Origin of the sequence: Nocardioides jensenii JCM 1364 = NBRC 14755 (assembly GCF_001552535.1) — a bacterium.
Taxonomy (GTDB): Bacteria; Actinomycetota; Actinomycetes; order Propionibacteriales; family Nocardioidaceae; genus Nocardioides; species Nocardioides jensenii.
In genome coordinates, this window is sequence record NZ_BCRJ01000044.1 from 1 (window position 1) to 23100 (window position 23100).

Annotated in this window: 24 protein-coding genes; 15 read left to right on the plus strand and 9 right to left on the minus strand. The window is 69.1% G+C overall.

What is annotated here, in order from left to right; genetic code table 11:
- Window positions 1–146: 146 nt before the first annotated feature.
- Window positions 147–647, plus strand: a complete 501-nt coding sequence (locus NJ4_RS10745; protein WP_067434303.1) for a single-stranded DNA-binding protein — start codon at window positions 147–149, stop codon at window positions 645–647.
- 39 nt (window positions 648–686) lie between these two features.
- Here NJ4_RS10745 and NJ4_RS10750 read toward each other — a convergent pair whose 3' ends face one another.
- Both NJ4_RS10750 and NJ4_RS10755 read right to left on the minus strand, forming a co-directional pair.
- The gene (locus tag NJ4_RS10750; protein ID WP_067434306.1) at window positions 687–1607 is read right to left on the minus strand and encodes a hypothetical protein; all 921 of its coding nucleotides are present in this window, start codon (window positions 1605–1607) and stop codon (window positions 687–689) included.
- Window positions 1607–2125 carry a SigE family RNA polymerase sigma factor gene (locus tag NJ4_RS10755; protein WP_067434307.1) on the minus strand — a complete coding sequence of 173 codons (519 nt, stop codon included), beginning with the start codon at window positions 2123–2125 and terminating at the stop codon, window positions 1607–1609. Before NJ4_RS10755 ends, NJ4_RS10750 begins: the two co-directional genes overlap by 1 nt.
- A gap of 140 nt (window positions 2126–2265) precedes the next feature.
- On the opposite strand from NJ4_RS10755, the gene ettA reads away from it, so the two are divergent.
- Window positions 2266–3948, plus strand: coding sequence for an energy-dependent translational throttle protein EttA (ettA, locus tag NJ4_RS10760; protein ID WP_067434309.1), 1683 nt, complete (start codon window positions 2266–2268; stop codon window positions 3946–3948).
- 145 nt (window positions 3949–4093) lie between these two features.
- On the opposite strand, the gene NJ4_RS10765 is transcribed toward ettA, so the two are convergent.
- On the minus strand, window positions 4094–4612 hold the full coding sequence (locus NJ4_RS10765) for a MarR family winged helix-turn-helix transcriptional regulator (protein WP_067434311.1): 519 nt from the start codon (window positions 4610–4612) through the stop codon (window positions 4094–4096).
- A gap of 106 nt (window positions 4613–4718) precedes the next feature.
- Complete coding sequence (locus NJ4_RS10770) at window positions 4719–5945, minus strand: acetyl-CoA C-acetyltransferase (protein ID WP_067434313.1); 1227 nt, start codon at window positions 5943–5945, stop codon at window positions 4719–4721.
- Between the two features lie 102 nt (window positions 5946–6047).
- Here NJ4_RS10770 and NJ4_RS10775 point away from each other — a divergent pair, with 102 nt between their 5' ends.
- On the plus strand, window positions 6048–6938 hold the full coding sequence (locus NJ4_RS10775) for an acyl-CoA thioesterase (protein ID WP_245644531.1): 891 nt from the start codon (window positions 6048–6050) through the stop codon (window positions 6936–6938).
- Here NJ4_RS10775 and NJ4_RS10780 read toward each other — a convergent pair.
- Window positions 6922–7308: a globin gene (locus tag NJ4_RS10780; protein WP_174524598.1), complete on the minus strand. Its 387-nt coding sequence runs from the start codon at window positions 7306–7308 to the stop codon at window positions 6922–6924. The genes NJ4_RS10775 and NJ4_RS10780 overlap by 17 nt on opposite strands.
- Before the next feature lie 115 nt (window positions 7309–7423).
- On the opposite strand from NJ4_RS10780, the gene NJ4_RS10785 reads away from it, so the two are divergent.
- Window positions 7424–7849 carry an OsmC family peroxiredoxin gene (locus tag NJ4_RS10785; protein WP_067434317.1) on the plus strand — a complete coding sequence of 142 codons (426 nt, stop codon included), beginning with the start codon at window positions 7424–7426 and terminating at the stop codon, window positions 7847–7849.
- Here NJ4_RS10785 and NJ4_RS10790 read toward each other — a convergent pair.
- Window positions 7838–8893 (minus strand): mechanosensitive ion channel family protein, encoded by a 1056-nt coding sequence (locus NJ4_RS10790; protein ID WP_082748416.1) that lies wholly within the window; start codon window positions 8891–8893, stop codon window positions 7838–7840. The genes NJ4_RS10785 and NJ4_RS10790 overlap by 12 nt on opposite strands.
- Window positions 8894–8953: 60 nt before the next feature.
- Here NJ4_RS10790 and NJ4_RS25960 point away from each other — a divergent pair, with 60 nt between their 5' ends.
- Window positions 8954–9328: a hypothetical protein gene (locus tag NJ4_RS25960; protein WP_067434320.1), complete on the plus strand. Its 375-nt coding sequence runs from the start codon at window positions 8954–8956 to the stop codon at window positions 9326–9328.
- Window positions 9315–9683 (plus strand): DUF5130 family protein, encoded by a 369-nt coding sequence (locus NJ4_RS10800; protein ID WP_067434321.1) that lies wholly within the window; start codon window positions 9315–9317, stop codon window positions 9681–9683. Before NJ4_RS25960 ends, NJ4_RS10800 begins: the two co-directional genes overlap by 14 nt.
- Before the next feature lie 91 nt (window positions 9684–9774).
- Here the strand turns inward: NJ4_RS10800 and pepN are convergent, their stop codons facing one another.
- Complete coding sequence (gene pepN / locus NJ4_RS10805) at window positions 9775–12327, minus strand: aminopeptidase N (RefSeq protein ID WP_067434409.1); 2553 nt, start codon at window positions 12325–12327, stop codon at window positions 9775–9777.
- 87 nt (window positions 12328–12414) lie between these two features.
- On the opposite strand from pepN, the gene chrA reads away from it, so the two are divergent.
- From chrA to NJ4_RS10820, 3 genes are all read left to right on the plus strand, one after another.
- A complete protein-coding gene (gene chrA / locus NJ4_RS10810) occupies window positions 12415–13524 on the plus strand; it encodes a chromate efflux transporter (RefSeq protein WP_067434322.1) in 1110 nt (369 codons plus the stop codon).
- A 51-nt stretch (window positions 13525–13575) separates the two neighbouring features.
- Entirely contained in the window at window positions 13576–14175 is a 600-nt protein-coding gene (locus NJ4_RS10815; protein ID WP_067434326.1) for a DsbA family protein, read from the plus strand.
- A 100-nt stretch (window positions 14176–14275) separates the two neighbouring features.
- Complete coding sequence (locus NJ4_RS10820) at window positions 14276–15508, plus strand: N-acetylmuramoyl-L-alanine amidase (protein ID WP_169799244.1); 1233 nt, start codon at window positions 14276–14278, stop codon at window positions 15506–15508.
- 57 nt (window positions 15509–15565) lie between these two features.
- On the opposite strand, the gene NJ4_RS10825 is transcribed toward NJ4_RS10820, so the two are convergent.
- Window positions 15566–16246 carry a GOLPH3/VPS74 family protein gene (locus NJ4_RS10825; RefSeq protein ID WP_067434331.1) on the minus strand — a complete coding sequence of 227 codons (681 nt, stop codon included), beginning with the start codon at window positions 16244–16246 and terminating at the stop codon, window positions 15566–15568.
- A gap of 51 nt (window positions 16247–16297) precedes the next feature.
- Between NJ4_RS10825 and NJ4_RS10830 the strand changes: the two genes are divergently transcribed.
- Window positions 16298–17026, plus strand: coding sequence for a lysophospholipid acyltransferase family protein (locus tag NJ4_RS10830; protein ID WP_067434334.1), 729 nt, complete (start codon window positions 16298–16300; stop codon window positions 17024–17026).
- Window positions 17027–17082: 56 nt separating this feature from the next.
- Window positions 17083–18876: a methionine--tRNA ligase gene (gene metG / locus NJ4_RS10835; RefSeq protein ID WP_067434337.1), complete on the plus strand. Its 1794-nt coding sequence runs from the start codon at window positions 17083–17085 to the stop codon at window positions 18874–18876.
- Window positions 18877–18900: 24 nt separating this feature from the next.
- Here the strand turns inward: metG and NJ4_RS10840 are convergent, their stop codons facing one another.
- Window positions 18901–20112 (minus strand): S1C family serine protease, encoded by a 1212-nt coding sequence (locus tag NJ4_RS10840; RefSeq protein ID WP_082748424.1) that lies wholly within the window; start codon window positions 20110–20112, stop codon window positions 18901–18903.
- A gap of 104 nt (window positions 20113–20216) precedes the next feature.
- Here NJ4_RS10840 and NJ4_RS10845 point away from each other — a divergent pair, with 104 nt between their 5' ends.
- Genes NJ4_RS10845 through NJ4_RS10860 form a run of 4 tightly spaced genes read left to right on the plus strand, consistent with a single transcriptional unit; the run spans window position 20217 to window position 23096 of the window.
- The gene (locus NJ4_RS10845) at window positions 20217–20786 is read left to right on the plus strand and encodes an LURP-one-related/scramblase family protein (protein ID WP_067434343.1); all 570 of its coding nucleotides are present in this window, start codon (window positions 20217–20219) and stop codon (window positions 20784–20786) included.
- A gap of 10 nt (window positions 20787–20796) precedes the next feature.
- A complete protein-coding gene (locus NJ4_RS10850; protein WP_067434346.1) occupies window positions 20797–21720 on the plus strand; it encodes an alpha/beta hydrolase in 924 nt (307 codons plus the stop codon).
- 13 nt (window positions 21721–21733) lie between these two features.
- Window positions 21734–22255 (plus strand): ribose-5-phosphate isomerase, encoded by a 522-nt coding sequence (locus NJ4_RS10855; protein ID WP_067434348.1) that lies wholly within the window; start codon window positions 21734–21736, stop codon window positions 22253–22255.
- Window positions 22248–23096, plus strand: a complete 849-nt coding sequence (locus tag NJ4_RS10860; RefSeq protein ID WP_067434412.1) for an Fpg/Nei family DNA glycosylase — start codon at window positions 22248–22250, stop codon at window positions 23094–23096. Before NJ4_RS10855 ends, NJ4_RS10860 begins: the two co-directional genes overlap by 8 nt.
- The last annotated feature ends 4 nt before the right edge of the window (window positions 23097–23100 follow it).

Below are 23100 nucleotides of genomic sequence, written 5' to 3' on the forward strand. Positions count from 1 at the left end.
AGTTCGTGACGTGGGGCCGGTATCGGTGCACATGTCGGTTCATGTGCGGGTTCTCCACAGTGCGTGCCGTTCGTGAGCTCGTACGTCGGTCGTCCTCCGCAGGCTTGTGCCATCGACAACCGATCGAGAGACAAGGACACCGTGCGATGAACGAGACCATGATCACCTTCCAGGGCTGGGTCGGCAGTGAGGTCAACTGCCGTGACGCGGGCGGCAGCCCGTTGGCCACATTCCGCGTGGCATCGACCCCGCGTCGGTTCAACCGTTCCCAGCAGAACTGGGTTGACGGCGAGACGAACTGGTACACCGTCAATGCGTGGCGCACCCTCGCCCTCAACTGTGCCGAGTCCCTGGAGAGCGGCCAGGCCGTGGTCGTGTTCGGCCGGCTGAACGCACAGGTCTGGCGTGATGACAACGGGGTCGACCGCCTCCACAACGTGGTGGAGGCGATCGCGGTCGGTCATGACTTCACCCGCGGTACCGCCCAGTTCCACAAGAGCGAGCCCGGCTCTCGCGACGGCATCGATCCGCAGGTGCTCGCCGAGGCGAACGCAGCGATGGGCGTCGGTGGTCCCCAGGTGACGAGCAACGGTCAGACGCTCGACGACCTGGTGGTCAAGGAGGACGCCGAGGCGCCGGCCGCCTGATCGGCAGCCGGCGCGCCGGCACGTGACCGGTGACCGCGGTCAGGGCTGGTACGACGTCCAGACCGGGTTCTCGGCAATCGCCCGCAGCTGTGCCAGCGAGAGGGCCACGTCGGGAGACGTCGCCGTCGCACCGTCCGGCCACTTGTCGGACAGGGTGTTGGCCACGTCGATCATCACCGTGCCGTCGTCCGGAGTGACCAGGGTGACCGACAGGTCACGCACCCCGTTGACCGTGGTGTCGAGGATGCGCCCGATCACCTGGCCGGCGTCGTCACGGATCACCGTGCAGTCCTTCGGGTTCGTGACCCCGGTCGGGTCGCAGTTGTAGCGGGCATCGCCTTCCGGCCCGGCCGCTTCGACCGGGTCGCCCTCCGAGGATTCGGCGTCGGGCTGCGACTCGCCGATCCACGACGGGCCGTTCGACTCCTCCCCACCGTCGACGGTGGAGGCGCCCGCAGGCTCGCCGCCTGAGAAGGCCAGGTTGACCTTGCCGGGGCCGTCCTCGGTGGTGAGTGTGGCGACCAGATAGCCCTCCATCTCGGCCTTCGCCTCGCCCGGTGCCCGGTCGGTGTTGATCAGCTCGGGATCGCTGAGCGTCACACCCCCGGGAAGAAGTGAGGTGAGTGTCTCGGCCATCTCGCTGGCGGGCATGCTCCACCAGCCGTCCTCGTCACCGCCCCGCGACTCCGTGGCACTCGGGTCGGTGGACGGATCAGCGGCAACGGCCGCGTCGGACGGTCGTTCGTCGACGCCGTCGCCCTGGCCGATCGCCATCGGCACCCCGATGGCGACGGTGGCGGCGACCGCGGCCACAGCCACGCCCGAAGCAAGCCTGCGGCGGGCGCGCAGGCGGCGTCCCCTCGAGCGGGCTCCGGCCTCCACCCCGGTGGGTGCAAGCACATCGTCCATCGAGGAGTGCAGCACCTCGCGCAACGCGTGTCCGTCAGTGTGTGGGTCCATCATCGGCCTCCGTTCGGCGCTTCGGACAGGGATGGCTCGGTGAGCAAGGTGCGCAGGGAGCGGAGGGCGCGCAGGCTGCGGTTCTTCACTGCCGCCTCGCTGATCCCCAGCTGGTCCGCCGACTCACGCACGCTCAGGTCCTCCCAGTAGCGCAGCACCACCACGGCCCGGTCGAGACGACCCAGCGTCCCCAGCGCCTGCATCAACGCCAGCCGCCGGGCCGGGTCCTCGTCGGTGACCCTCCGTTCGGGCAGGTCGGCCATCGCCAGCTCGTGGCTGCTGCGCCGACGCCGTTCGGAGAGGAACGACTTGGTGATGATGCCGTGCACGTAGGCCACCGGGTCCTCGGCGCGAACCACGCGTGGCCAGGCGACGTACGCCTTGGCCAGTGCGGTCTGCAGCAGGTCCTCGGCGCTGTGCGGGGAAGTGGTGAGCAGGTAGGCGTGGCGGAAGAGCCGGTCAGATCTCGCCGCGACGAACTCGGTGTAGTCGCGGTCGAGCCCCCGTCGATTGCGCACGTCCGAGCCTCCTGTCCGTGCGGTCCCCCGTTGGGACCATCACTCATGAAGACGCCCTGGGCGACTCGATGGTCTCAAACGGGTTGTCGGGCCCGGCACCGGTTGGTGGGCGGGCCCCTCGGCACCGTAGGCTCGCGCCCATGGCTGAGTATGTCTTCACACTGCGTAACGTCCGCAAGGCGCACGGCGACAAGGTTGTCCTCGAGAACGTCACCCTCTCGTTCCTGCCCGACGCGAAGATCGGCGTCGTGGGTCCCAACGGCACCGGCAAGTCGTCCCTGCTGAAGATCATGGCCGGGCTCGACAAGGCCAACAACGGCGACGCGATCCTGACACCCGGTGCGACGGTCGGCATGCTCCAGCAGGAGCCGCCTCTCTCCGAGGGCAAGACCGTCCTCGAGAACGTCGAGGAGGCCGTCGCCGAGACCAAGGCCAAGATGGCCCGCCTCGACGCCCTCTACATGGCGATGGGTGACCCCGACGCCGACCTCGACAAGATCAACGCGGAGGCCGGCGATCTCCAGAGCGAGCTCGACGCCGCCAACGTGTGGGACCTCGACAGCCGCCTCGAGCAGGCCATGGACGCGCTGCGGTGCCCGCCGCCGGACGCCATCGTCGACAACCTCTCCGGTGGTGAGCGGCGCAGGGTCGCGCTCTGCAAGCTGCTGCTCCAGCAGCCGAGCCTGCTGCTCCTCGACGAGCCCACCAACCACCTCGACGCCGAGTCCGTGCAGTGGCTCGAAGGCCACCTCAAGGACTACCCGGGCGCCGTCCTGGCGGTCACCCACGACCGGTACTTCCTCGACAACGTCGCGACCTGGATCCTCGAGCTCGACCGTGGCCAGGCGCACCCCTACGAGGGCAACTACACGACCTACCTCGAGACCAAGCAGTCCCGCCTCAAGATCGAGGGTCAGAAGGACGCCAAGCGAGCCAAGATGCTGGAGAAGGAGCTCGAGTGGGTCCGCTCCAACGCGAAGGCCCGTCAGACCAAGAGCCGTTCCCGTCTCGCGCGCTACGAGGAGATGGCCAAGGAAGCCGACCGGATGCGCAAGATCGACACCTCCGAGATCAACATCCCGGCCGGCCCGCGACTCGGTGACATCGTGCTCGAGACCCACGACCTGGCCAAGGGGTTCGATGACCGCACCCTGTTCCACGACCTGTCGTTCACGCTGCCGCGTGCCGGCATCGTCGGGGTGATCGGACCGAACGGCGTCGGCAAGACCACGCTGTTCCGGATGATCACCGGTGGCGAGCAGCCCGACGAGGGCGAGCTCAAGGTCGGCCAGACCGTGAAGCTGTCGTACGTCGACCAGAGCCGCGGCGGCATCGACCCGAACAAGAACGTCTGGGAGGTCGTCTCCGACGGGCTGGACTTCATCAAGGTCGCCAACTTCGAGATGAACTCGCGTGCCTACGTCGCCTCGTTCGGCTTCAAGGGCCCCGACCAGCAGAAGAAGGCCGGTGTGCTCTCCGGTGGTGAGCGCAACCGGCTCAACCTGGCGCTGACCCTGAAGATGGGCGGCAACCTGCTGCTCCTCGACGAGCCCACCAACGATCTTGACGTCGAGACGCTCTCCTCGCTCGAGGACGCGATCCTCGACTTCCCGGGCTGCGCCGTGGTCACCTCCCACGACCGGTGGTTCCTCGACCGGGTCGCGACCCACATCCTCGCCTGGGAGGGCGACGAGGAGGACCCGGCCAAGTGGTTCTGGTTCGAGGGCAACTTCGCGGCCTACGAAGAGAACAAGATCGAGCGCCTCGGCGCCGACGCCGCTCGCCCGCACCGCGTCACGCACCGCCGCCTCACCCGCGACTGAGCACCCGGCAGCCGCCACGGGCCGCCGTGCGCGCTTCTGCTCGTACGGCGGCACCTGTGCGGTGCAGTCGACGCTTGCGCGGTGTCCTGCCACGGGTGGAGCGACCGTGGCCCGCGTTGCACCGGCCAGGGGTGGGGCCGGGAGCTCAGCTGCCGGGGGTGCGCAGGTCGGCCTCGGGGTGGGCCTGGGCCAGCTGGTCGACGACGGCGTCGAAGACGCGGCCCATCGCCGCGAAGTCGGCCGGCTCGGTGAGGTCGACCAGGTGGGCCCGGACCCCGGCAACGTGCACCGGGGCGGCCTTCACCAGCAGGGCATAGCCCGCGTCGGTGAGGTGGGCGAAGATGCCCCGGCCATCGTCCTGTGCCTCGCTGCGTGAGACCCAACCGGCCGCCTGCATGCGCTTGATGGTGTGGGTGATCCGGCTCCGGCTGAAGCGCATCGCGTCGGCCAGTGCGGACATGCGCAGGGAGTGGTCCTCGCGCTCGGAGAGGCGGACCAGCACCTCGTACTCGTTCAGCCCGATGTTGAACTCCTCGCGGAGCTCGTCGTCGAGGCGGTCGGTGAGGAGGGTGGTGGCCACCATGTATGCACGCCACGCACGTTGTTGGTCAGGTTCGAGCCAACGAGTCTCCGCGGCGGCAGCTTCCGAGTTGCTGTCCGTCATGCGGGGCAGTCTAGACGTGCTCGGCCGGGTGAGCGCACACAGCGGCCCCGGGACACCGTGTCCCGGGGCCGCTGTCGTGGCGGAAGGTGCCGCGTGGAGCGTGGGCTCAGACGCGCTCGAGGATCAGCGCCATGCCCTGACCGCCGCCGACACACATGGTGATCAGGCCGGTGGACTTGTCGTGCCAGTCCAGGGAGTTGATCATCGTGTTCTGCAGACGGGCACCGGTCATGCCGAACGGGTGGCCGACCGCGATCGCGCCGCCGTTGACGTTGAGCCGGTCGATGTCGATGCCGAGGTCCTGGTAGGACGGCACCACCTGGGCCGCGAACGCCTCGTTGATCTCGACCAGGTCGATGTCGCCGATGCTCATGTTGGCGTTTGCCAGGGCGCGCTTGGTGGCCTCGACCGGGCCGAGGCCCATGATCTCGGGGGAGAGGCCCGAGACGCCGGTCGACACGATGCGCGCCAGCGGCGTGAGGCCGAGCTCGGCGGCCTTCGTGTCGGACATGATCACCACAGCCGCAGCGCCGTCGTTGAGGGCGCAGCAGTTGCCCGCGGTGACCAGGCCGTCGGGGCGGAAGACCGGCTGCAGCTGCGAGATCGCGTCGTACGTGACACCGGCGCGGGGACCGTCGTCGGTGCTGACGACGGTGCCGTCGGGCGTGGTGACCGGGGTGATCTCTCGGGCCCAGAAGCCGTCGGCGATCGCCTTCTCGGCCAGGTTCTGCGAGCGGACGCCGAACTCGTCGAGCTCCTGGCGGGAGAGACCGCGCAGGCGGGCGACGTTCTCCGCGGTCTGTCCCATCGCGATGTAGGCGTCGGGGAGCACACCGTCCTCGCGCGGGTCGTGCCAGTCCGGGGTGGTGGCGCCGTCGCCCTTGGCGTTGGTGTCGGTGCGTGCGGTGGCGTCGTCGAAGAGCGGGTTGCGGGTGTTCGGGATGTGGTCGGAGGTGCCGTTCTTGAACCGTGACACCGTCTCGACACCGGCCGAGATGAACACGTCACCCTCGCCGGCCTTGATCGCGTGGAAGGCCATCCGGCTGGTCTGCACCGACGAGGCGCAGTAGCGGGTGATGGTGGCGCCGGGAACCTGGTCCATGTCGTTGAGCACGTTGACGATGCGCCCCATGTTGTTGCCCATCTCGCCGCCGGGCAGACCGCACCCGAGGTAGAGGTCGTCGACGGTGTTGCGGTCGAGCGCGGGGATCTTGTCGAGCGCCGTCCTGACGATCATGGCGGCCAGGTCGTCGGGACGGAAGTCCTTGAGCGAGCCCTTGTTGGCTCGCCCGATGGGGGTGCGAGCAACGGAAACGATGACTGCCTCGGGCATGTTTCTCCGATCAGGGGTGGAAAGAAGGGGTCGTGCGACTCCGGCCAGACTAATCCGGGGTACGGACTGTCCGGGAGCAGGTCCCATCAACCGGGTCCGACCGTGCTCTGGGAGACTGACGTCGTGCGCCACGTCTACGAGTGCCCCGTCCGCTGGGCCGACCTCGACCTGCTCGGACACGTCAACAACGTGACGTACGTCGACTACCTCCAGGAGGCGAGGATCGACATGCTGTTGACCCACGCCCCCGACAGTCGGGCCAACGACCTGGCCGAGGGCGTGGTCGTGGTCAGTCACGACGTGAAGTACGCCCGACCCCTCACCTTCCGCACCGAGCCGGTGAAGATCGACAGCTGGGTCAGCGAGATCAAGGCAGCCACGTTCACGATGGCCTACGAGGTCTACGACGAGACACCCGAGGGGCGGGTCGTCTACCTGCAGGCCACCTCGGTGCTGACCCCGTTCGTCTTCGCCGAGGAGCGGCCGCGTCGCATCTCGGCCGACGAGCGCGCGATCCTCACCCGGTTCCTCGGCGAGAGCCCGCTGGCCCCCACCTCGGTGGCGACTCCGGCACGGCACACCGAGACCGGCCACTATTCGCTGCAGGTGCGCTTCTCCGACGTCGACGTCTACGGGCACGTGAACAACGTGAAGTACTTCGAGTTCTTCCAGGAGGCCCGCATCGCCTACATGACGCGGATCTGGGCGGGCGTCAGTGAGAGCACCAGCACGGTACCGATGGTGCTGGCCCAGATGAGTGTCACCTACCGGACGCCGATCCTCTTCCGCCCCGAGGCGTACGACGTCCGTTCGTGGATCTCCCACGTGGGCAACTCGTCGTTCGTGGTCGAGTCGGAGATCCTCGACGGAGAGCAGGTGCTGAGCCGGGCCCACGTGGTGATGGTGACCTTCGACCCCGAGACGCAGACGGCGGCCCGTGCCCCCGAGGCCTACCGCGAGGTGCTCACGCGCGAGCTCACTCGAACGAGTTGACCATGAACTGGGCGGCGTGGGTCACGTAGTCCCAGAAGCGCTGGTCCTGCTCGGGCGTCAGCTCAACGGAGTCGAGACCCTCCCGGAAGTGCACCAGCCAGCGCTCCGCAGCCGCCGGTGTCACCTCGTACGGCGCGTGGCGCATCCGCAGACGCGGGTGGCCGCGGTTGTCGGAGTAGGTCGTGGGGCCGCCCCAGTACTGGACGAGGAACAAGGTGAACCGCTCGGCGGCGGGGCCGAGGTCCTCCTCGGGGTACATCGGCCTCAGCAGCGGGTCGGTGGCGACGCCTTCGTAGAAGCGGTTGACGATGCGGCGGAAGGTCTCGAACCCGCCGATCTCGTCGTAGAACGTCACGTCGTCACTGCCCATGGCCCCCATTGTGGCCGGGCCTCCCGAACCGGGTGCTACCCGGGGTTGCGGCTGCCGTGGAAGACTCGAGGCGTCCCGCCGGAACCGGCACCCCCACATCGCACGGAGGAGCACCATGGCAACGACCCGCACCGCCAGCACCCGCTGGGAAGGCACCTTGTTCGAGGGCTCCGGCAAGGTCACCCTCAACTCCAGCGGCATCGGCACCTACGACGTGTCCTGGCCGGCCCGCGCCGAGGAGCCGGGCGGCAAGACCAGCCCCGAGGAGCTCATCGCCGCCGCGCACTCGGCCTGCTTCTCGATGGCCTTCTCCAACGGCCTGGCCAAGGCCGGCACCCCGGCGACGACGCTGGACACGAAGGCCGACGTCGAGTTCACGCCCGGCACGGGAATCACCGGCATCCACCTGACCGTGGTCGGCGTTGTCGAGGGCATCGACGAGGCGGCCTTCGTCGCGGCCGCCGAGGAGGCCAAGGCCGGTTGCCCGGTCAGTCAGGCGCTCTCCGGAACGACGATCACGCTGAGCGCCTCACTCGGCTGACGTGCTGTCGACTCCCGGGGTGGGTGCCATCGAGCCCGTCGGTGACGTGGCCCCGCCCTGGTGGGCGGGATCACGCACGACCCACTCGGGGTAGGGCACCTCGATGCCCTCGAAGTCGAAGCGTGACTTGATCCGCTGACGCAGCTCACGTCCGACCGCCCACTGCTCCTGCGGTGCGGTCTTCAGGGCGACCCGGATCAGCACGCCGTTGGCGCCGACCTCCTGGACGCCCCACACCTCGGGCTCCTCGATGACGATGCCGCGGAACTCGTCGTCCTGCCACAGGTCGTGGGCCACGTCGACCAGCACGCGGCGTACGTGCGCGAGGTCCTCGTGGTAGGCCACGGCCACGTCGAGCACGGTCCGTGCCCAGTTCTGGCTCATGTTGCCGACCCGCAGGATCTCGCCGTTGCGGACGTACCAGACGGTGCCGTTGACGTCGCGCAGCCGGGTCACCCGCAGGCCCACCGCCTCGACCGTTCCGGTCGCCTCGCCGACGTCGATCGAGTCGCCCACGCCGTACTGGTCCTCGAAGATCATGAAGATCCCGGACAGGAAGTCACGGACCAGGGCCTGGGCGCCGAACCCGAGTGCGACACCGAGGATCCCGGCGCTGGCGATCAGTGGTGCCACGTCGTAGCCGAGCTCGGAGATCGTCATGATCAGCACGACCGTGAAGATGACCCCGGTGACCACGCTCTTCAGGAGCGAGCCCATGGTCTGCGCGCGTTGCAGTCTGCGCGTGGCGGCCTCGCTCGGCGTGATGCCGAAGCGGGAGCCGACCGAGCGACCACCGAGGGTGATGTTGGTGACCCGCCCGGTCATCGTGCCGTCCGGGGTCTGGCGCACGATCCGGTCGATCACCCGGTGGATCAGCCATCGCGCGACGATCGCGATCAGGATCAGTCCGACGATCGCGAGAGGCTTGCCGATCACCCACTCCGCGAGGTCGGCGGCGGTCTCGTTTCCGGTCAGCTTCCACACCAGGCGGCAGGAGACGGCTCCGTTCTCACCGCACTGGTCGTACTGGTCGAGTGCTGGCATGTGACGGAGGCTACGGGCACCGTGGCAACAGGCAAAACTCCGAGCCGATAGCATGGAGGTGTGAACACCTCCACTGACTCGCGCGCGGTGCGCCGCGCCGCCAGGTTCGCCACTGTCACCGCGATGTTCGGCATCCTCGCCGGGGCAGCGGTGCTTGCCTCACCGGCTCAGGCCAGTGTCCCGGACGGCTGGAGCAACCCGGCCGACGTCGACCCGCTGCACGCGATCGCACTGCTCGCCGGTGTCCCGCTCCTCCTGTTCGTCGTGATCGCGCTGGCGGTCTACCTGCCCTCGCTGGCCCGGGGTGAGAAGTTCTCCGGTGGCGCCGCGGGGCCCGACCCCGAGTGGTTCGGTGGGCCGCGCAAGGGAAACGACGAGCTCGCCGCCCCCGACACTGCTGAGTCGCAGGCGGGTGGCGCAAGTGGCCAGTGGTGACTTCTTCAGCAACGCCGAGCGCCTCGCGATCGACACCACGATCCGCAAGTCGGAGCAGCTGTGCCGCTTCGAGTTCTCGGTGTTCGTCGGCCCGGTCGAGGGTGAGCCCCGGCCGTTCGCGACCCGCCTGCACAACACTCTCGTCGCCCCGACGAAGAGCATCCTGATCCTGGTCGACCCGGCCGAGCGGATCCTCGAGATCGTCACCGGTGCCGCCGTACGCCGCAGGGTGACCGACGCCGAGATCGACCATGTGGTGACCGCCATGTCCTCGCACTTCGCCGAGGGCAACCTGGCCGACGGCATCCGCCAGGGCATCACCCAGATCGCGGAGCACGCGCACGCCACGGCCTGAACCTGCAGGAAACCCCGGTGCACCGGGGAAACCGATGCTCCCCACGGAGAATGTTCCGTGGGGAGCATCGGTATCTCGTGGGAAGTGAGCCTCAGCTCGCGTCGCAGGCCCGGGCGGCCAGGGCCCGGACGATCTCGGCGCGGGCCTCGTTGACATAGCGCACGGCACCCTTGGGGGCCTTCGTCTCGGTCAGCCAGGCGTCGAGGCGCTCGACGGTGGCCGCGGTGCCGAGGGCCTTGGGGAAGCCGTACTCGAGCACGACCGACCCCTTGTGGAAGCCGAGGACGTCGATGCCGACCTCGGCCGCCTCGAGGTACTTCTCGAGGTACGGCGCCAGCACCTCCTCCTGCCCGAAGCGGAAGATCGAGAAGACCATCTCGCGTGAGGTCTCGTTAGGCGTCTCGGGATCCATGATCGCGGCCCAGCCGGCGGCCTTGGCGTCCGCATCGGGACGGGACACGCGTGCGGCCGCGGCCTTCTCCTTGCCGGAGATGGTCTTGTCACGCTCGAGCTCCGCGGCGATCTCGGCCTCGCCGAACCGGCCGACCTTGGCCAGCACGGTGATCAGGGCCCACCGCAGGTCCTGGTCGACGGCGAGGCCCTCGACCACGAACGATCCGTCGAGCAGGCCGGCCACCTCGTCGACGGCCGCATCACTGTGCGCCGCCCCGGCCCAGCTGCGGGCGAAGGTGAGCTGGTGGTCGCTGCCGGCCTCCGCGGCCAGCAGCAGCTCGCGCAGCCCGGACTCCCAACGAGCCTTCTGCTCGGCACGGCCAGCCGGGTCGGAGTAGAACTCCACCGCGAGGGCGGTGGAGGCGGGGATCCGGGTCACGCCCCAGGCGTCGGTCTCGCTGCCGATGTTGGCCAGCACGAGGTCGAGCCAGTCGCGGGTGCGCATCTCGCCGTCACGGGTCATGTCCCACGCCGAGCCCCACACCAGTGCCCGTGCCAGGGAGTCGTCGAGCTTGGAGAGTCCGTCGATCGCGGTGGTGAGCGACCGCTCGTCGAGACGGATCTTCGCGTAGGCGTGGTCCTCGTCGTTGAGCAGCAGCAGGTCGGGCTGCGCGGCGCCGATCAGCTCCTTCACGTCGGTGGACTCGCCCTCGACGTCGACCTCGACGTAGTCGCGGCGCACCAGCCGGCCATCGACCTCGTCGTACATGCCGATGCCGAGGCGGTGCCGGCGCAGCGTCGGCCAGTCGGCGTGCGCACTCTGGCGTACGGCGAACGCGGAGTAGTTGCCCTCGGCGTCGAGCTCGAACGACGGAGTCAGGGTGTTGACGCCGGCGGTCTGGAGCCACTCCTGTGCCCAGCTCTGGAGCTCACGGCCCGACGACTTCTCGAGCGCGGCGAGCAGGTCGGAGAACTCGGGGTTGCCGAAGGCGAAGTCCTTGAAGTACTGACGCAGGCCCGCCAGGAACGGGTCGAGGCCGACCCAGGCCACCAGCTGCTTGAGCACCGAGGCGCCCTTGGCATAGGTGATCATGTCGAAGTTGACCTCGACCGCGTGCAGGTCGACGTTGTCGGCCGCGATCGGGTGCGTCGAGGGCAGCTGGTCGGCGCGGTAGCCGGTCTGCTTGCGGGCGTTGGCGAATCCGGTCCAGGCATCGTCGAAGTCGGTGGCGTTGGCCTCGCACCAGTAGCAGGCCCACTCCGCGAACGACTCGTTGAGCCAGAGGTCGTCCCACCACTTCATGGTGACCAGGTCACCGAACCACATGTGCGCCATCTCGTGGGTGATCACCGAGGTGCGGAACTCGAAGAACGAGCGCGGCTGACGCGAGCGAGGGAGGTACTCGTCGCGCAGCGTCACGCAGCCGGCGTTCTCCATGGCTCCCATGTTGTATTCGGGCACGTAGAGCTGGTCGTACTTCCCGAAGGGATAGGGGTAGTCGAACTGCTCCTCGAAGAACTCGAAGCTCTGCTTGGTGAGCTTCACCAGCTCGGCGGTGTCCATGTGCTCCTTGATGGACTGGCGGCAGTAGTGCCCCAGGGGGATCTCGCCGAACTTGCCGACGTAGGTGTCGAACTCGCCGTGGTACTCGCCGGCCACGATCGCAGTGATGTAGGTCGACATCTTCTTGGTCTCGGGGAAGTTCCACACCGAGTTGCCGTTGCCGAGGTCCACCGGGTCGGGCGTCGGGGCGTTGGAGACGACCACCCAGTGCGAGGGCGCGGTGACGTTGAACGTGAAGACGGACTTCAGGTCGGGCTGTTCGAACGTGGTGAAGACGCGGCGGGCGTCGGGCACCTCGAACTGCGAGTAGAGGTAGACCCGGTCGTCGACGGGGTCGACGAACCGGTGCAGGCCCTCACCGGTGTTGGAGTAGGCACAGTCGGCGACCACGACCAGCTCGTTGTCGGCGGCCAGGCCCTCCAGCGTGATCCGGCTGTCGGCGTACGCCGTCGCGGGCTCGAGGGAGCGACCGTTCAGCGTGATCGAGTGCACCGTGGCGCCGACGAGGTCGGCGAAGGTGGTTGCTCCCGGATCGGTGCAGGCGAAGCGGATCGTCGTCGTCGAGGCGAAGGTGGTCTCCACGGCGTCTGTTCGCGGGGCGATGTCGAGGTCCACGATGTAGGACTCGACACTGAGGAGGGCGGCGCGGGTCTGCGCTTCCTCGCGGGTGAGGTTGGTTCCAGGCATGCCCAGCATCATGTCACCCACGTCACAACGCGATCCAATTGTGACCCGGGGCCGGCCTGGCCCGGCCCGACCCGGCAGGATGGGCGCATGCCTGTCGCCCTGCGTGAGGTCACCGCGGTCTTCCTGCGTCTGGGCGTCTTCGCCTTCGGTGGCCCGGCAGCACACACGGCGATGATGCGTGACGAGCTGGTCCGGCGCCGCGGGTGGGTCTCCGACGAGCGCTTCGTGGACCTGATGGGCGCGACCAACCTGATCCCCGGCCCGAACTCGACCGAGCTGGCCATGCACCTGGGTCACGAACGGGCACGCTGGCGTGGGCTGGTGGTCGCCGGCGTCTGCTTCATCGTCCCGGCCGCGCTGATGGTCACCGGGCTGGCGTGGGTCTATGTGGAGCACGGCTCGACCCCCGCGTTCGAGGGCGTGCTGTACGGCGTGGTCCCCGCCGTCGTTGCGATCATCGCCCACGCCCTGGTCGGTCTGTTGCGCACCGTGCTCAAGACGGTGTGGCTGACCGCGCTCGCCGGCGTCGCCCTGGCGGCGTACTTCCTGGGCGTGAACGAGCTGGTCATCCTCTTCGGCGGCGCCGCGGTCGCGGGCCTGGCCTGGGCAGCACGGCGTACGACGACCGCGCAGGTGCTGGTTCTCCCGTTGGTCCTGGCCGGAGATGCGAGCGCGGGCGAGACCGCGAGGCTGTTCTGGACGATGCTCAAGATCGGTGCCGTCCTCTACGGCAGCGGCTACGTGCTGCTGGCCTTCCTCGAGGGCGACTTCGTCGACCGGCTCGGCTGGATCACCCATGAGCAGCTGCTCGATGCGATCTCGATCGGCCAGGTCACGCCGGGTCCGGTCTTCACGACCGCGACCTTCATCGGCTACCTCGTGGCGGGGTGGTGGGGTGCGGTGCTGGCCACGATCGCGATCTTCCTGCCCTCGTTCGTCTTCGTCGGGCTGCTGACCCGGATCACCGACAAGATCCGTTCGGCGGTGTGGAGCTCGGTGATGCTCGACGGGCTCAACGCCACCGCCCTGGCGCTGATGGCCGGGGTCTCCTGGCAACTCGGACGCAGCGCCCTGGTCGACCCGTTGACCGTCGCGATCACCCTGGCCACGTTGGGGTTGCTGCTCACGACCCGGCTCAACAGTGCGTGGTTCATCGCCGGGGGAGCGGTGCTCGGCCTGCTCGCCCAGCTCCTGTGAGAGGGAGTCCGAGGCCGGGAACAATCGCCGGCACGAGCTGGTTCCCCCGACATGACGAAAGCTGACTTCTGGTTCGATCCGCTGTGCCCGTTCGCCTGGCTGACCTCTCGCTGGATCCTCGAGGTGGAGAAGGTCCGCGACATCGAGGTGCAGTGGCACGTGATGAGCCTTGCCTACCTCAACCAGGACAAGGACATCCCCGACGATTACCGCACGATGCTGGAGCCCGCGTGGGGTCCGGTGCGCGTCGCGATCGCGGCCGAGCAGGCGCACGGCAACGAGGTGCTGCTGCCGCTCTACACCGCGATGGGCAACCTGATCCACCTCGAGAAGCAGCCGATCAGCCGCGAGCTCGTCGAGAAGGCGCTCTCCGAGGCCGATCTGCCGCTCGAGCTGGCCGATGCCATGGAGTCCACCGACTACGACGAGGCGCTGAAGAAGTCGCACCACGCGGGCATGGACCAGGTCGGCGAAGAGGTCGGCACCCCCGTCATCTCCATCGAGGACACGGCGTTCTTCGGCCCGGTGATCACCAAGACGCCTCGCGGTGAAGAGGCCGGGAAGCTCTGGGATGCGGCGGTCGGGCTGGCCGCGTACCCGTACTTCTTCGAGCTCAAGCGCACCCGCACCGGAGATCTCGACTTCAGCTGAGCCGGCCGCTCCTGGACGAGCCGAGCCCACGGGGATTCGCCACCCGACGACTCGCCGGTGATCGAATTTGTGACAGATGTGGCGCATGATGGATCAGGTCATGTCTGTTACTCGGAGAGATTCTGCCCGTCCGTCGCACCGGGTCGGCGTGTGCGTGGCCCTGGTCACCGCCCTCGTCGGCACCGCGCTCGTCGCGCTCGTCTGGTCCGGTGGTGGGGCCGGTGACCGAGGCGCGCGCACCGCGAGCGGAACCGACCCCGACGTGCGCCTGGTCAAGGACAGGGGCAGCGTCGTGCGTGCCGCCACGCTCCCACTGGCCCGAGCCGCGGCCCTGGGCCTTGCTGCCGATGCCCGTGGCGGTGGGATCCAGACCCAGCCCATGTCCACCGACGACTACAAGATGGTCGCGGTCACCTGGGAGACCGGGAACCCCGAGGTCGAGGTGCGCGTCCGCAGGACTCGCGGTTGGTCCGGGTGGACACATCTCGACACGCTCACCGACCTCCCGACCGTGGGCGAGGCCGAGTCGCGCCAGGCGGAGCGGCACGGCACCGAGCTGCTGTGGGTCGGCGAGGCCGACGGCGTGCAGGTCCGCTCGACTGACCGCACCGAGCTCGAGCTGGTCCTCATCGACCCGGGCGAGCTGGCCACGGACGACACCGCGACCCCCAGCACCACGACCACGACCACGGCCACGCGCACCGCGACCGCCCGCCGCCCCCGGTCGGCGCCGCGACCACCGCTCTACGACCGTGGAGTCTGGAAGCCCAACCCCGACTGGCTGAACGGGTCGCCCTACTACACGAACATCATCAAGCAGGTGCACGTGCACCACACTGCCTCGGCCAACGGCTACTCGCGGGCCGACGTACCCGCCATCCTCCGCGGCATGTACCGCTACCACACCCAGACGCTCGGCTGGTTCGACATCGGCTACAACTTCCTGGTCGACCGCTTCGGCCGCAGCTGGATCGGGCGGTCGGGTGGGGCTCGCAAGCGAGTCCGCGGGGCGCACACGCTCGGCTTCAACCACAACAGCGTGGGCATCGCGGTGATCGGCAACTACCAGTCGAAGAATCCGACGAGGTACGCCGTCACCGCGATCGTCCGTCTCGCGGCCTGGAAGCTCGACCTGGACGGCCAGCACGCGACGGGTCGCACGTGGATGTACTCCAAGGGGAGTGACAAGTACCCCGCCGGCCGGAGGGTCGCGCTCTACCGGATCGACGGTCACCGCGACACCAATGACACGGCCTGCCCGGGAGCCCGGCTCTACCGGTTGCTGCCGGACATCCGCACCCGGGCCGAGCGCAGACTCCGCTACTACAGCTGACGAGCTCGGCTGCCGGATCGGCCGGCGAGGTCGGCCGGCGCCTTCTTGGCGGCGGGCTCAGCCGGAGGTGACCGCCGCGGTGGTGGCGGCCGTGGTCGCCGCGGTCATCGCGGCCTGCGCCGAGACGACCGCGTCGCGCACGGCCTTGGCGGCCCACTCGCCGTCGGCGATCTCCTTCGCCCGGCTGCGAATCTGCCGGGCGGCGATGCCGTGGTTGTCGGCGAGGATGCGGTGCGCCTTGCTCACGGCGTGCAACAGCGCGATCAGGGCGGCGGTCCGGTCCTCGGGACGCGCGCCCTCGAGCAGGGCCGCAGCCAGCTGCCGGCGTACGACGTCCTCGTGGCTGGAGTCGATCGCGGGCCACCGCTCCCGCGGAAAGATGCCCCACACCCTGTCCTCCTGGTGCGCGACGATGCCACGCTCGACCAGGCGCTCGAGCAGGGTCTCCTTCAGACCCTTGCCGAGGCGGTTCACGAGGTCCTGGGCGGTGCGCTCCTTGTCGCCGGTGGTGCGCAGTGCATCGACCAGGATCGGGTCGGACGGCTGCCGGGCGTCGGTCAGCACGTGCACCTTCGCGGACGACCAGGCCCCGTTCTTGCGGACCTCGAGGGACTCGGCCATGGCCAGCTCGAGCAGCACCGCACCGCCGAGCAGCGGGGTGAGATAGGTGGCGTCGAGCTTCCCGGAGTCGTCGTCGAGCAGGAGCAGCAGCAGGTCTTCGGCGATCAGCGTGGACATGCCCATGACCGTAGCGGCCCCGCGGGAAATCGGCGTGACAGCATGGCGCCCATGCCTGATCTGAGTCATGAGGAAGCCCACGAGATCGCCCGGCGCGGCACCAGCAAGGTCGCCTGGGTGCTCGTGAAGCTGCTGATGATGCCGGTGCTGCGGCTGCTCTTCATGATGCGGGTGACCGGTCGGGAGAACGTCCCCGACCACGGTCCGGCAGTGATCGCCCCCAACCACAAGAGCTTCTGGGACGCGTTCTTCGTCTCGGCCGTGACGAAGCGACGGATCTTCTTCATGGGCAAGTCCGAGCTGTTCCGCGGCCGCCGCGGCCGCTTCCTGCTCCTGCTCGGTGGCTTCCCGGTCAAGCGCGGTGAGTCCGACGGCGAGGCCATCGCGACCGCCAAGGCCATCCTTGCGCGCGGTGACGTGCTGGCACTCTTCCCCGAGGGCACCCGGGTCAGCGACCCGTTGTCGCTGGGCACTCCGCGGCGCGGGGCCGCGCGGATCGCCATCGAGGCGGGCGCGCCGATCATCCCGACCGCGATCACCGGCACCGAGAAGCGGCGCTGGCCGCTGCCGCGTCGGGTGCAGATCGCCTTCGGCGAACCGGTGCCGGTCGACGACCTGAGTGCCACCCCGGAGCTGGCCCACGCGCTGACCGCGCAGACCCTGTGGCCCACGATCGACGAGGACTACCGACGCCTCAGGGCCCGTCCCGGTGTGATCGCGGCCGGCGTGGCCGCGGTCGGTCTCGGTGTGCTGGTGCACAAGCTCCGCCACCGGCAGTGATCCATGGTGGGAAACCGGTGTGACCCGTCCTGACCGCCCGACCTAGGATCACCCCCATGAGCAAAGTCCTGTCCGCCGTCGCCTGGCCGTACGCAAACGGCCCGCGCCACATCGGCCACGTGGCCGGTTTCGGTGTGCCCTCCGACGTCTTCAGCCGCTACATGCGGATGGCCGGTCACGACGTGCTCATGGTCTCCGGCACCGACGAGCACGGCACGCCGATCCTGATCGCCGCCGACGAGGCCGGCGTACCCCCTCAGGAGCTCGCCGACCGCAACCACCGGCTGATCGCCGAAGACCTCACCGCACTCGGCATCTCCTACGACCTCTACACGCGGACCACGGCACGCAACCACCACGCCGTCGTGCAGGAGATGTTCCTGGGCGTCTACGAGAACGGCTACTTCGTCGAGCAGACGACGTACGGCGCGATCTCGCCGTCCACCGGCCGCACCCTGCCCGACCGCTACATCGAGGGCACGTGCCCGATCTGTGGCGCCGACGGTGCGCGTGGTGACCAGTGCGACAACTGCGGCAACCAGCTCGACCCGCACGAGCTGATCAACCCGAGGTCGAAGATCAACGGGGAGGTCCCGGAGTTCATCGAGACCCAGCACTTCTTCCTCGACCTGCCCGCGCTGGCCGAGGCGCTGACCGGCTGGCTCGACGAGCGCGAGGCGTCGGGCACCTGGCGCCCGAACGTGATCCGGTTCAGCCAGAACATCCTCAAGGAGATCAAGCCGCGGGCGATGACCCGTGACATCGACTGGGGCATCGCGGTCCCGCTCGAGGGCTGGCAGGACAACCCGACGAAGAAGCTCTACGTCTGGTTCGACGCGGTGATCGGCTACCTCTCGGCGAGCATCGAGTGGGCCCGTCGCTCCGGTGACGCCGATGCCTGGCGCGCCTGGTGGAACGACCCCGAGGCCCTGTCCTACTACTTCATGGGCAAGGACAACATCACCTTCCACAGCCAGATCTGGCCGGCCGAGCTGCTGGCCTACTCAGGCAAGGGAGACAAGGGCGGCAAGCCGCGTGAGTACGGCGAGCTGAACCTGCCGACCGAGGTGGTCTCCAGCGAGTTCCTCACCATGGAGGGCAAGAAGTTCTCCTCCTCCAAGCGCGTGGTGATCTACGTCCGCGACCTGCTCAGCCGCTACCAGCCCGACGCGTTCCGCTACTTCGTGGCCGCCGCCGGTCCGGAGAACCAGGACTCCGACTTCACCTGGGCCGAGTTCGTCCGCCGCACGAACGACGAACTGGTCGCAGGGTGGGGCAACCTGGTCAACCGCACGGCCACCCTGATCGCCAAGAACTTCGGCGAGATCCCGGCCGCCGGTGAGCTCACCGACGAGGACAGCACGATCCTGGCCACCGTCGAGGCGGCCTTCGGCAGCGTCGGCGACCTGCTCGGCGCCCACCGCCAGAAGCAGGCGATCAGCGAGGCGATGCGGGCCGTCGCCGAGGTGAACAAGTACGTCACCGACACCGCTCCGTGGACCCTCAAGGGCGACGACCAGCGCGAGCGACTGGGCACCGTGCTGCACGTGGTCGCCCAGTGCGTGGCCGACCTCAACCTCGTGCTGTCGCCGTTCCTGCCGTTCTCGGCCAACGCGGTCGACGAGGTCTTCGGTGGCGCCGGCGACGTGCAGCCGATGCCGCACGTGGTCGAGGCCGACGACCTCGACGGCGGGGCCGGCTACCCGATCATCACCGGCGACTACCGCGGGGTCCGGGCCTGGGAGCGGGCGCCGATCAAGGTCGGTACGCCGATCGCGAAGCCGACTCCGGTCTTCGTGAAGCTCGACACCGCGATCGTCGACGAGGAGCTGGCCCGGCTCGCCGAGTGAGGATGCTCGGTCCGCCCGCCCTGCTCAGGCGATCGGGCTCTCACCGAGGCTGACCGACTCCTGGTGCGTGGCGCCGGAGGCATCGGTCCACGAGATCTGCACCCGGTCGCCGGGCTCGTGGTCGGCGACGGCGGCGACCAGGGTCTCCGCCGAGGAGACGGGGGTGTCACCGACACGGGTGATGGTGTCACCGGCGGCCAGTCCGGCACCCGCGGCGGGCCCGTCCTCCTCCACGCCGGCCAGCGTGGCAGCGTCGGTCTGGGCGGACACCGAGACCCCGAGGAACGCGTTGGGCCCGATCTCGACGGTGCCCGACTCGTGGCCGCTCTCGATCTGGTCGGCCACGTCCATGGCCGTGTCGATCGGGACCACGTAGCTGCGGGTGCCGTCGGAGGCCGCGGCCGTCGTGATCCCGACGACCTCTCCCTCGGCGTCGTACGCCGGCCCGCCGCTGTAGCCACCCACCACGGGGGCGTCGGTGGCGATCAGCCCGGTGAGGTCCTCGGCATCACCCGTGCCCGGCCCGGTCTGGGCCGAGATCTTCTGGTCGAGACCGATCACGGTCCCGCCCAGGGCGGACAGGTGGCCCTGACCCTGAGCGTTTCCCACCGCGGTCACGGCGTCGGTGGTCGCGATGTCGTCGTCATCGGTGGCGACCGTGTCGAGACCGCTGGCGCCCTCAAGTCGGATCAGGGCGACGTCGGCTGACTCGTCGTGGCCGATCACCGTCACCGGATAGGTCTCTCCGGTGGCCGCGACCGTCGCCTTGATGTCGGTCGCGCCGTGGACGACGTGGTAGTTGGTCAGGGCCACGCCGTCGGAGTCGATCACCATCGCGGTGCCGGCCCCGGAGCCGTCGGTCAGCGTGCTCTCGACCAGCAGCACGCCCTTGGTCTGGGCATCCGTGGCGGCTTCGCCGGTCGACCGGCCGATCTGCTGCGGTTGCACCTGTCCCTGGTTGCCGTAGGGCCAGGCGTCGCCGCCGGCGATGTCGGAGTCGCCGGCCCCGGACAGGCCCGAGTCCGGAACGTCGGCCCCGGCCGACGGTGACGCACTCGCGCCCATCTGGGCGCCGTCGCCGGACCGTTCCACCAGCTGCCAGGTCAGGGGCACGGCGACGGCCGCGGAGAGCGTGGCGCCGGCGGCGAGACCCGCCACCACGGGTCGCCACCGGCGATGCGGCCTGCCGGTGCTCGGGGTCGGCGCGGACATCTGCGGCGGAAAGGAGGGCTCCATGGAAGAGAGTCCATCGCGCCAACCTCAAGAACTCTTCAGAAGAACCTGTGAGTTCGGTGTGGGTCCGGGTTTGTGGTGTCGCGCCGCTGGTTAGGCTCCGCATCATGACAGCCGAGATGTACGTGCCCCAGTTCTTCGTCAAGCAGAAGGTCACCATGATGGTGAACCGCTACGAGATCATCGCCGCCAACCCCGACGGCTCCGAGGGCCAACTGATGGCGCTGGCCGAGCAGAAGCGCTTCGCGTTCAAGGAGCAGGTCACGTTCTTCTCCGACGCCGCCAAGACCCGCCCGGTCTTCGGCTTCAAGGCCCGCAAGAAGATCGACCTCAACGCCGGCTACGACGTGACCGACGAGAACGGCCAGCCGATCGGCTTCTTCCGCAAGGACTTCAAGGCCAGCCTGTTCCGCTCCACCTTCCACGTCGAGGGCCCCGGCTTCGCCGGCACCGGCCAGGAGCGCAGCGGCCTCGTCGCGGTGCTGCGTCGCTTCACCGACGTGCCCTTCCTGCGCTTCCACTTCGACTTCACCGACACCGACGGCGCACCGCTGTTCGCCAGTGAGCGCAAGGCCTCCCTGCGCGACAAGTACACCGTCACCGTGCCCGACCAACGCATCGACTTCCGGGTCGCGGCGGCGGTGGCGGTGGCGCTCGACGCGCTGATGGCGCGCTGACTCTCCACTGATGGCGCTCTACCCCCAGGCGCGCCGGGCCATCGAGGCCCAGGCCGGCGTACAACCTGTCCATGATCCGTCGTACGACATCGCGACCGCGCGGGCCCAGTCCCGCGTGGTCGCGGCCAGTCAGCCGCGGGAGGACGTGGACGAGGTGCGCGACCTCGACGCCGGGGGAGTGCCCTGCCGGTACTACCGGCCGGCCGCTTCCACGCCCGGGCTCGTCGTGCACCTGCACGGCGGCGGCTTCGTGTTCAACGATGTCGACGTGCACGATGCGGCCGTCCGCCGGTTGGCGAACCGCAGCGGCCTCGCGGTGCTCAGCGTCGACTACCGCCGACCGCCCGAGCACCGGTTCCCCGCAGCGCCCGACGACGTCGACACGGTGCTCGCCTGGCTGGAACGGAACTTCCCGTTGGCGGGGCAGAGCTGGTTGACCGGCGACGACGAGGAACGGCGCGACAAGATCCCCGTCCTCGTGCACGGCGACAGTGCGGGTGCGAACCTCGCGCTGGTCGCAGCCCTGCGCCACCCGGGACGCTTCGCGGGCGTGGCGCTGATCTACCCGTTCCTCGACCCGACCGGCGGCTTCGAGTCCTATGGGACCGCGGCCGAAGGCTTCGACCGGCGCGAGGCGCAGTGGTACTGGCAGCAGTACGCCGCCACCGAGGCCGACTACACCGACCCCGATCTCGCGCCGTTGCTGGCGAAGAACCTCAACACGTTGCCACCCACGCTGGTCGTCACTGCCGAGCACGACCCCCTGCGCGACGAGGGCGAGCACCTGGCCCACCTGCTGGCCGAGGCTGGGGTGAAGGTCGTGGCGAGCCGGCAGCTGGGCATGGTGCACGGCTTCTGGCGTCACCCCGACGCCTTCGACGCGGCGGAGCCGCTGACCCGTCAGGTCGCCGGGTTCCTGCGGATGCTGGTCTGACAGAATTCGTCGCATGCGCGTTCACCTCGGATCCGACCATGCCGGACTGGAACTCAAGGACCACCTGCTCAACTGGCTCGTCGAGTCGGGGCACGAGGTCGTCGACCACGGCCCGTTCGTCTACGACGCCCTCGATGACTACCCGGTCTTCTGCCTCCGGGCCGCCGAGGGCGTGGCCGCGGAGCGCGCCGAAGGCCAGGACAGCCTCGGCGTCGTGATCGGCGGCTCCGGCAACGGTGAGCAGATGGCCGCCAACAAGGTCAGGGGCATCCGCTCGGCCCTGGTCTGGTCGAAGGAGACCGCCGAGCTGGCGCGCGAGCACAACGACGCCAACGTCATCTCGGTCGGCGGCCGCATGCACACCGTCGACGAGATGACCTCGTTCATCGAGGCCTTCCTCTCGACCCCGTTCACTGGTGAGGAACGCCACGTGCGCCGCATCGCCCAGCTGTCGACGTACGAGATCGACGGCGAGCTTCCCCCGCTGCCCGAGTCCGCCCTGGGTGCCGGCCCGGGCGCGCCAGCGGATGCCTGAGGGGCACACCCTCCGCAAGCTGGCCAACGATCTGCACGACGCCTTCGCCGGCCGCCCGGTGCGGGTGCAGAGTCCGACCGGCCGCTCCGCCGCGGACGCAGCGGTGCTCGACGGCGCCGTTCTCGTCGAGGCGGACAGCGTCGGCAAGCACCTCTTCGTCGAGTTCGAGGGTGAGCGGTTCATCCACGTGCACCTCGGCCTGATCGGCAAGTTCGACGTCGCAGCCCAGGTGGCCGCGATCCCGCATCCGCAGGGTCAGGTGCGGCTGAGGATCTTCGCCGGCGGCGAGCACCCGGCGTACGCCGACCTGCGGGGCGCGACCCAGTGCGAGTTGCTCGGACCCGACGGACGCGATGCGGTCGTGGCGAAGCTGGGGCCCGACCCGTTGCGCGCCGACGCCGACCCGGAGCGGGCCTGGCGGCGGATCACGAGCAGCCACCGCCCGATCGGCGACCTGCTGATGGACCAGGCCGTGCTCGCGGGAGTCGGCAACGTCTACCGCGCGGAGGTGCTGTTCCGGCACCGCATGCACCCCTTGCGCCCCGGGAACACCCTGCGGCACGGACAGTTCCTCGCGATCTGGGAGGACCTGGTCGCGCTGATGTCCGTGGGGGTGGTCAGCGGGCGCATCGACACCGTCCGTCCCGAGCACGAACCCCAGGCGATGGGGCGTGATCCGCGCAAAGACGACCACGGGGGAGAGGTCTACGTCTACCGTCGTACCGGTCAGGCATGCCATGTGTGTGGTTCGCGGGTCCGGACCGAGGAGCTCGTGGGGCGCAACTCGTTCTGGTGTCCTCGCTGTCAACCGCGGTTCCGCTCACGCGCTGGCCTAAAGTAGGGCG

Bases quoted from the DNA above. Each gene is read 5' to 3' on its own strand.
- NJ4_RS10855 (WP_067434348.1), top strand. From the start codon at position 21,734: ATGCGCGTTCACCTCGGATCCGACCATGCCGGACTGGAACTCAAGGAC.
- NJ4_RS10860 (WP_067434412.1), top strand. From the start codon at position 22,248: ATGCCTGAGGGGCACACCCTCCGCAAGCTGGCCAACGATCTGCACGAC.
- metG (WP_067434337.1), top strand. From the start codon at position 17,083: ATGAGCAAAGTCCTGTCCGCCGTCGCCTGGCCGTACGCAAACGGCCCG.
- NJ4_RS10830 (WP_067434334.1), top strand. From the start codon at position 16,298: ATGCCTGATCTGAGTCATGAGGAAGCCCACGAGATCGCCCGGCGCGGC.
- NJ4_RS10850 (WP_067434346.1), top strand. From the start codon at position 20,797: ATGGCGCTCTACCCCCAGGCGCGCCGGGCCATCGAGGCCCAGGCCGGC.
- NJ4_RS10840 (WP_082748424.1), bottom strand. From the start codon at position 20,112: ATGGAGCCCTCCTTTCCGCCGCAGATGTCCGCGCCGACCCCGAGCACC.
- NJ4_RS10825 (WP_067434331.1), bottom strand. From the start codon at position 16,246: ATGTCCACGCTGATCGCCGAAGACCTGCTGCTGCTCCTGCTCGACGAC.
- ettA (WP_067434309.1), top strand. From the start codon at position 2,266: ATGGCTGAGTATGTCTTCACACTGCGTAACGTCCGCAAGGCGCACGGC.
- NJ4_RS10785 (WP_067434317.1), top strand. From the start codon at position 7,424: ATGGCAACGACCCGCACCGCCAGCACCCGCTGGGAAGGCACCTTGTTC.
- NJ4_RS10770 (WP_067434313.1), bottom strand. From the start codon at position 5,945: ATGCCCGAGGCAGTCATCGTTTCCGTTGCTCGCACCCCCATCGGGCGA.
- NJ4_RS10765 (WP_067434311.1), bottom strand. From the start codon at position 4,612: ATGACGGACAGCAACTCGGAAGCTGCCGCCGCGGAGACTCGTTGGCTC.
- NJ4_RS10745 (WP_067434303.1), top strand. From the start codon at position 147: ATGAACGAGACCATGATCACCTTCCAGGGCTGGGTCGGCAGTGAGGTC.
- NJ4_RS10845 (WP_067434343.1), top strand. From the start codon at position 20,217: ATGACAGCCGAGATGTACGTGCCCCAGTTCTTCGTCAAGCAGAAGGTC.
- NJ4_RS10820 (WP_169799244.1), top strand. From the start codon at position 14,276: ATGTCTGTTACTCGGAGAGATTCTGCCCGTCCGTCGCACCGGGTCGGC.
- pepN (WP_067434409.1), bottom strand. From the start codon at position 12,327: ATGCCTGGAACCAACCTCACCCGCGAGGAAGCGCAGACCCGCGCCGCC.
- NJ4_RS10750 (WP_067434306.1), bottom strand. From the start codon at position 1,607: ATGGACCCACACACTGACGGACACGCGTTGCGCGAGGTGCTGCACTCC.
- NJ4_RS10790 (WP_082748416.1), bottom strand. From the start codon at position 8,893: ATGCCAGCACTCGACCAGTACGACCAGTGCGGTGAGAACGGAGCCGTC.
- NJ4_RS10815 (WP_067434326.1), top strand. From the start codon at position 13,576: ATGACGAAAGCTGACTTCTGGTTCGATCCGCTGTGCCCGTTCGCCTGG.
- NJ4_RS10780 (WP_174524598.1), bottom strand. From the start codon at position 7,308: ATGGGCAGTGACGACGTGACGTTCTACGACGAGATCGGCGGGTTCGAG.
- chrA (WP_067434322.1), top strand. From the start codon at position 12,415: ATGCCTGTCGCCCTGCGTGAGGTCACCGCGGTCTTCCTGCGTCTGGGC.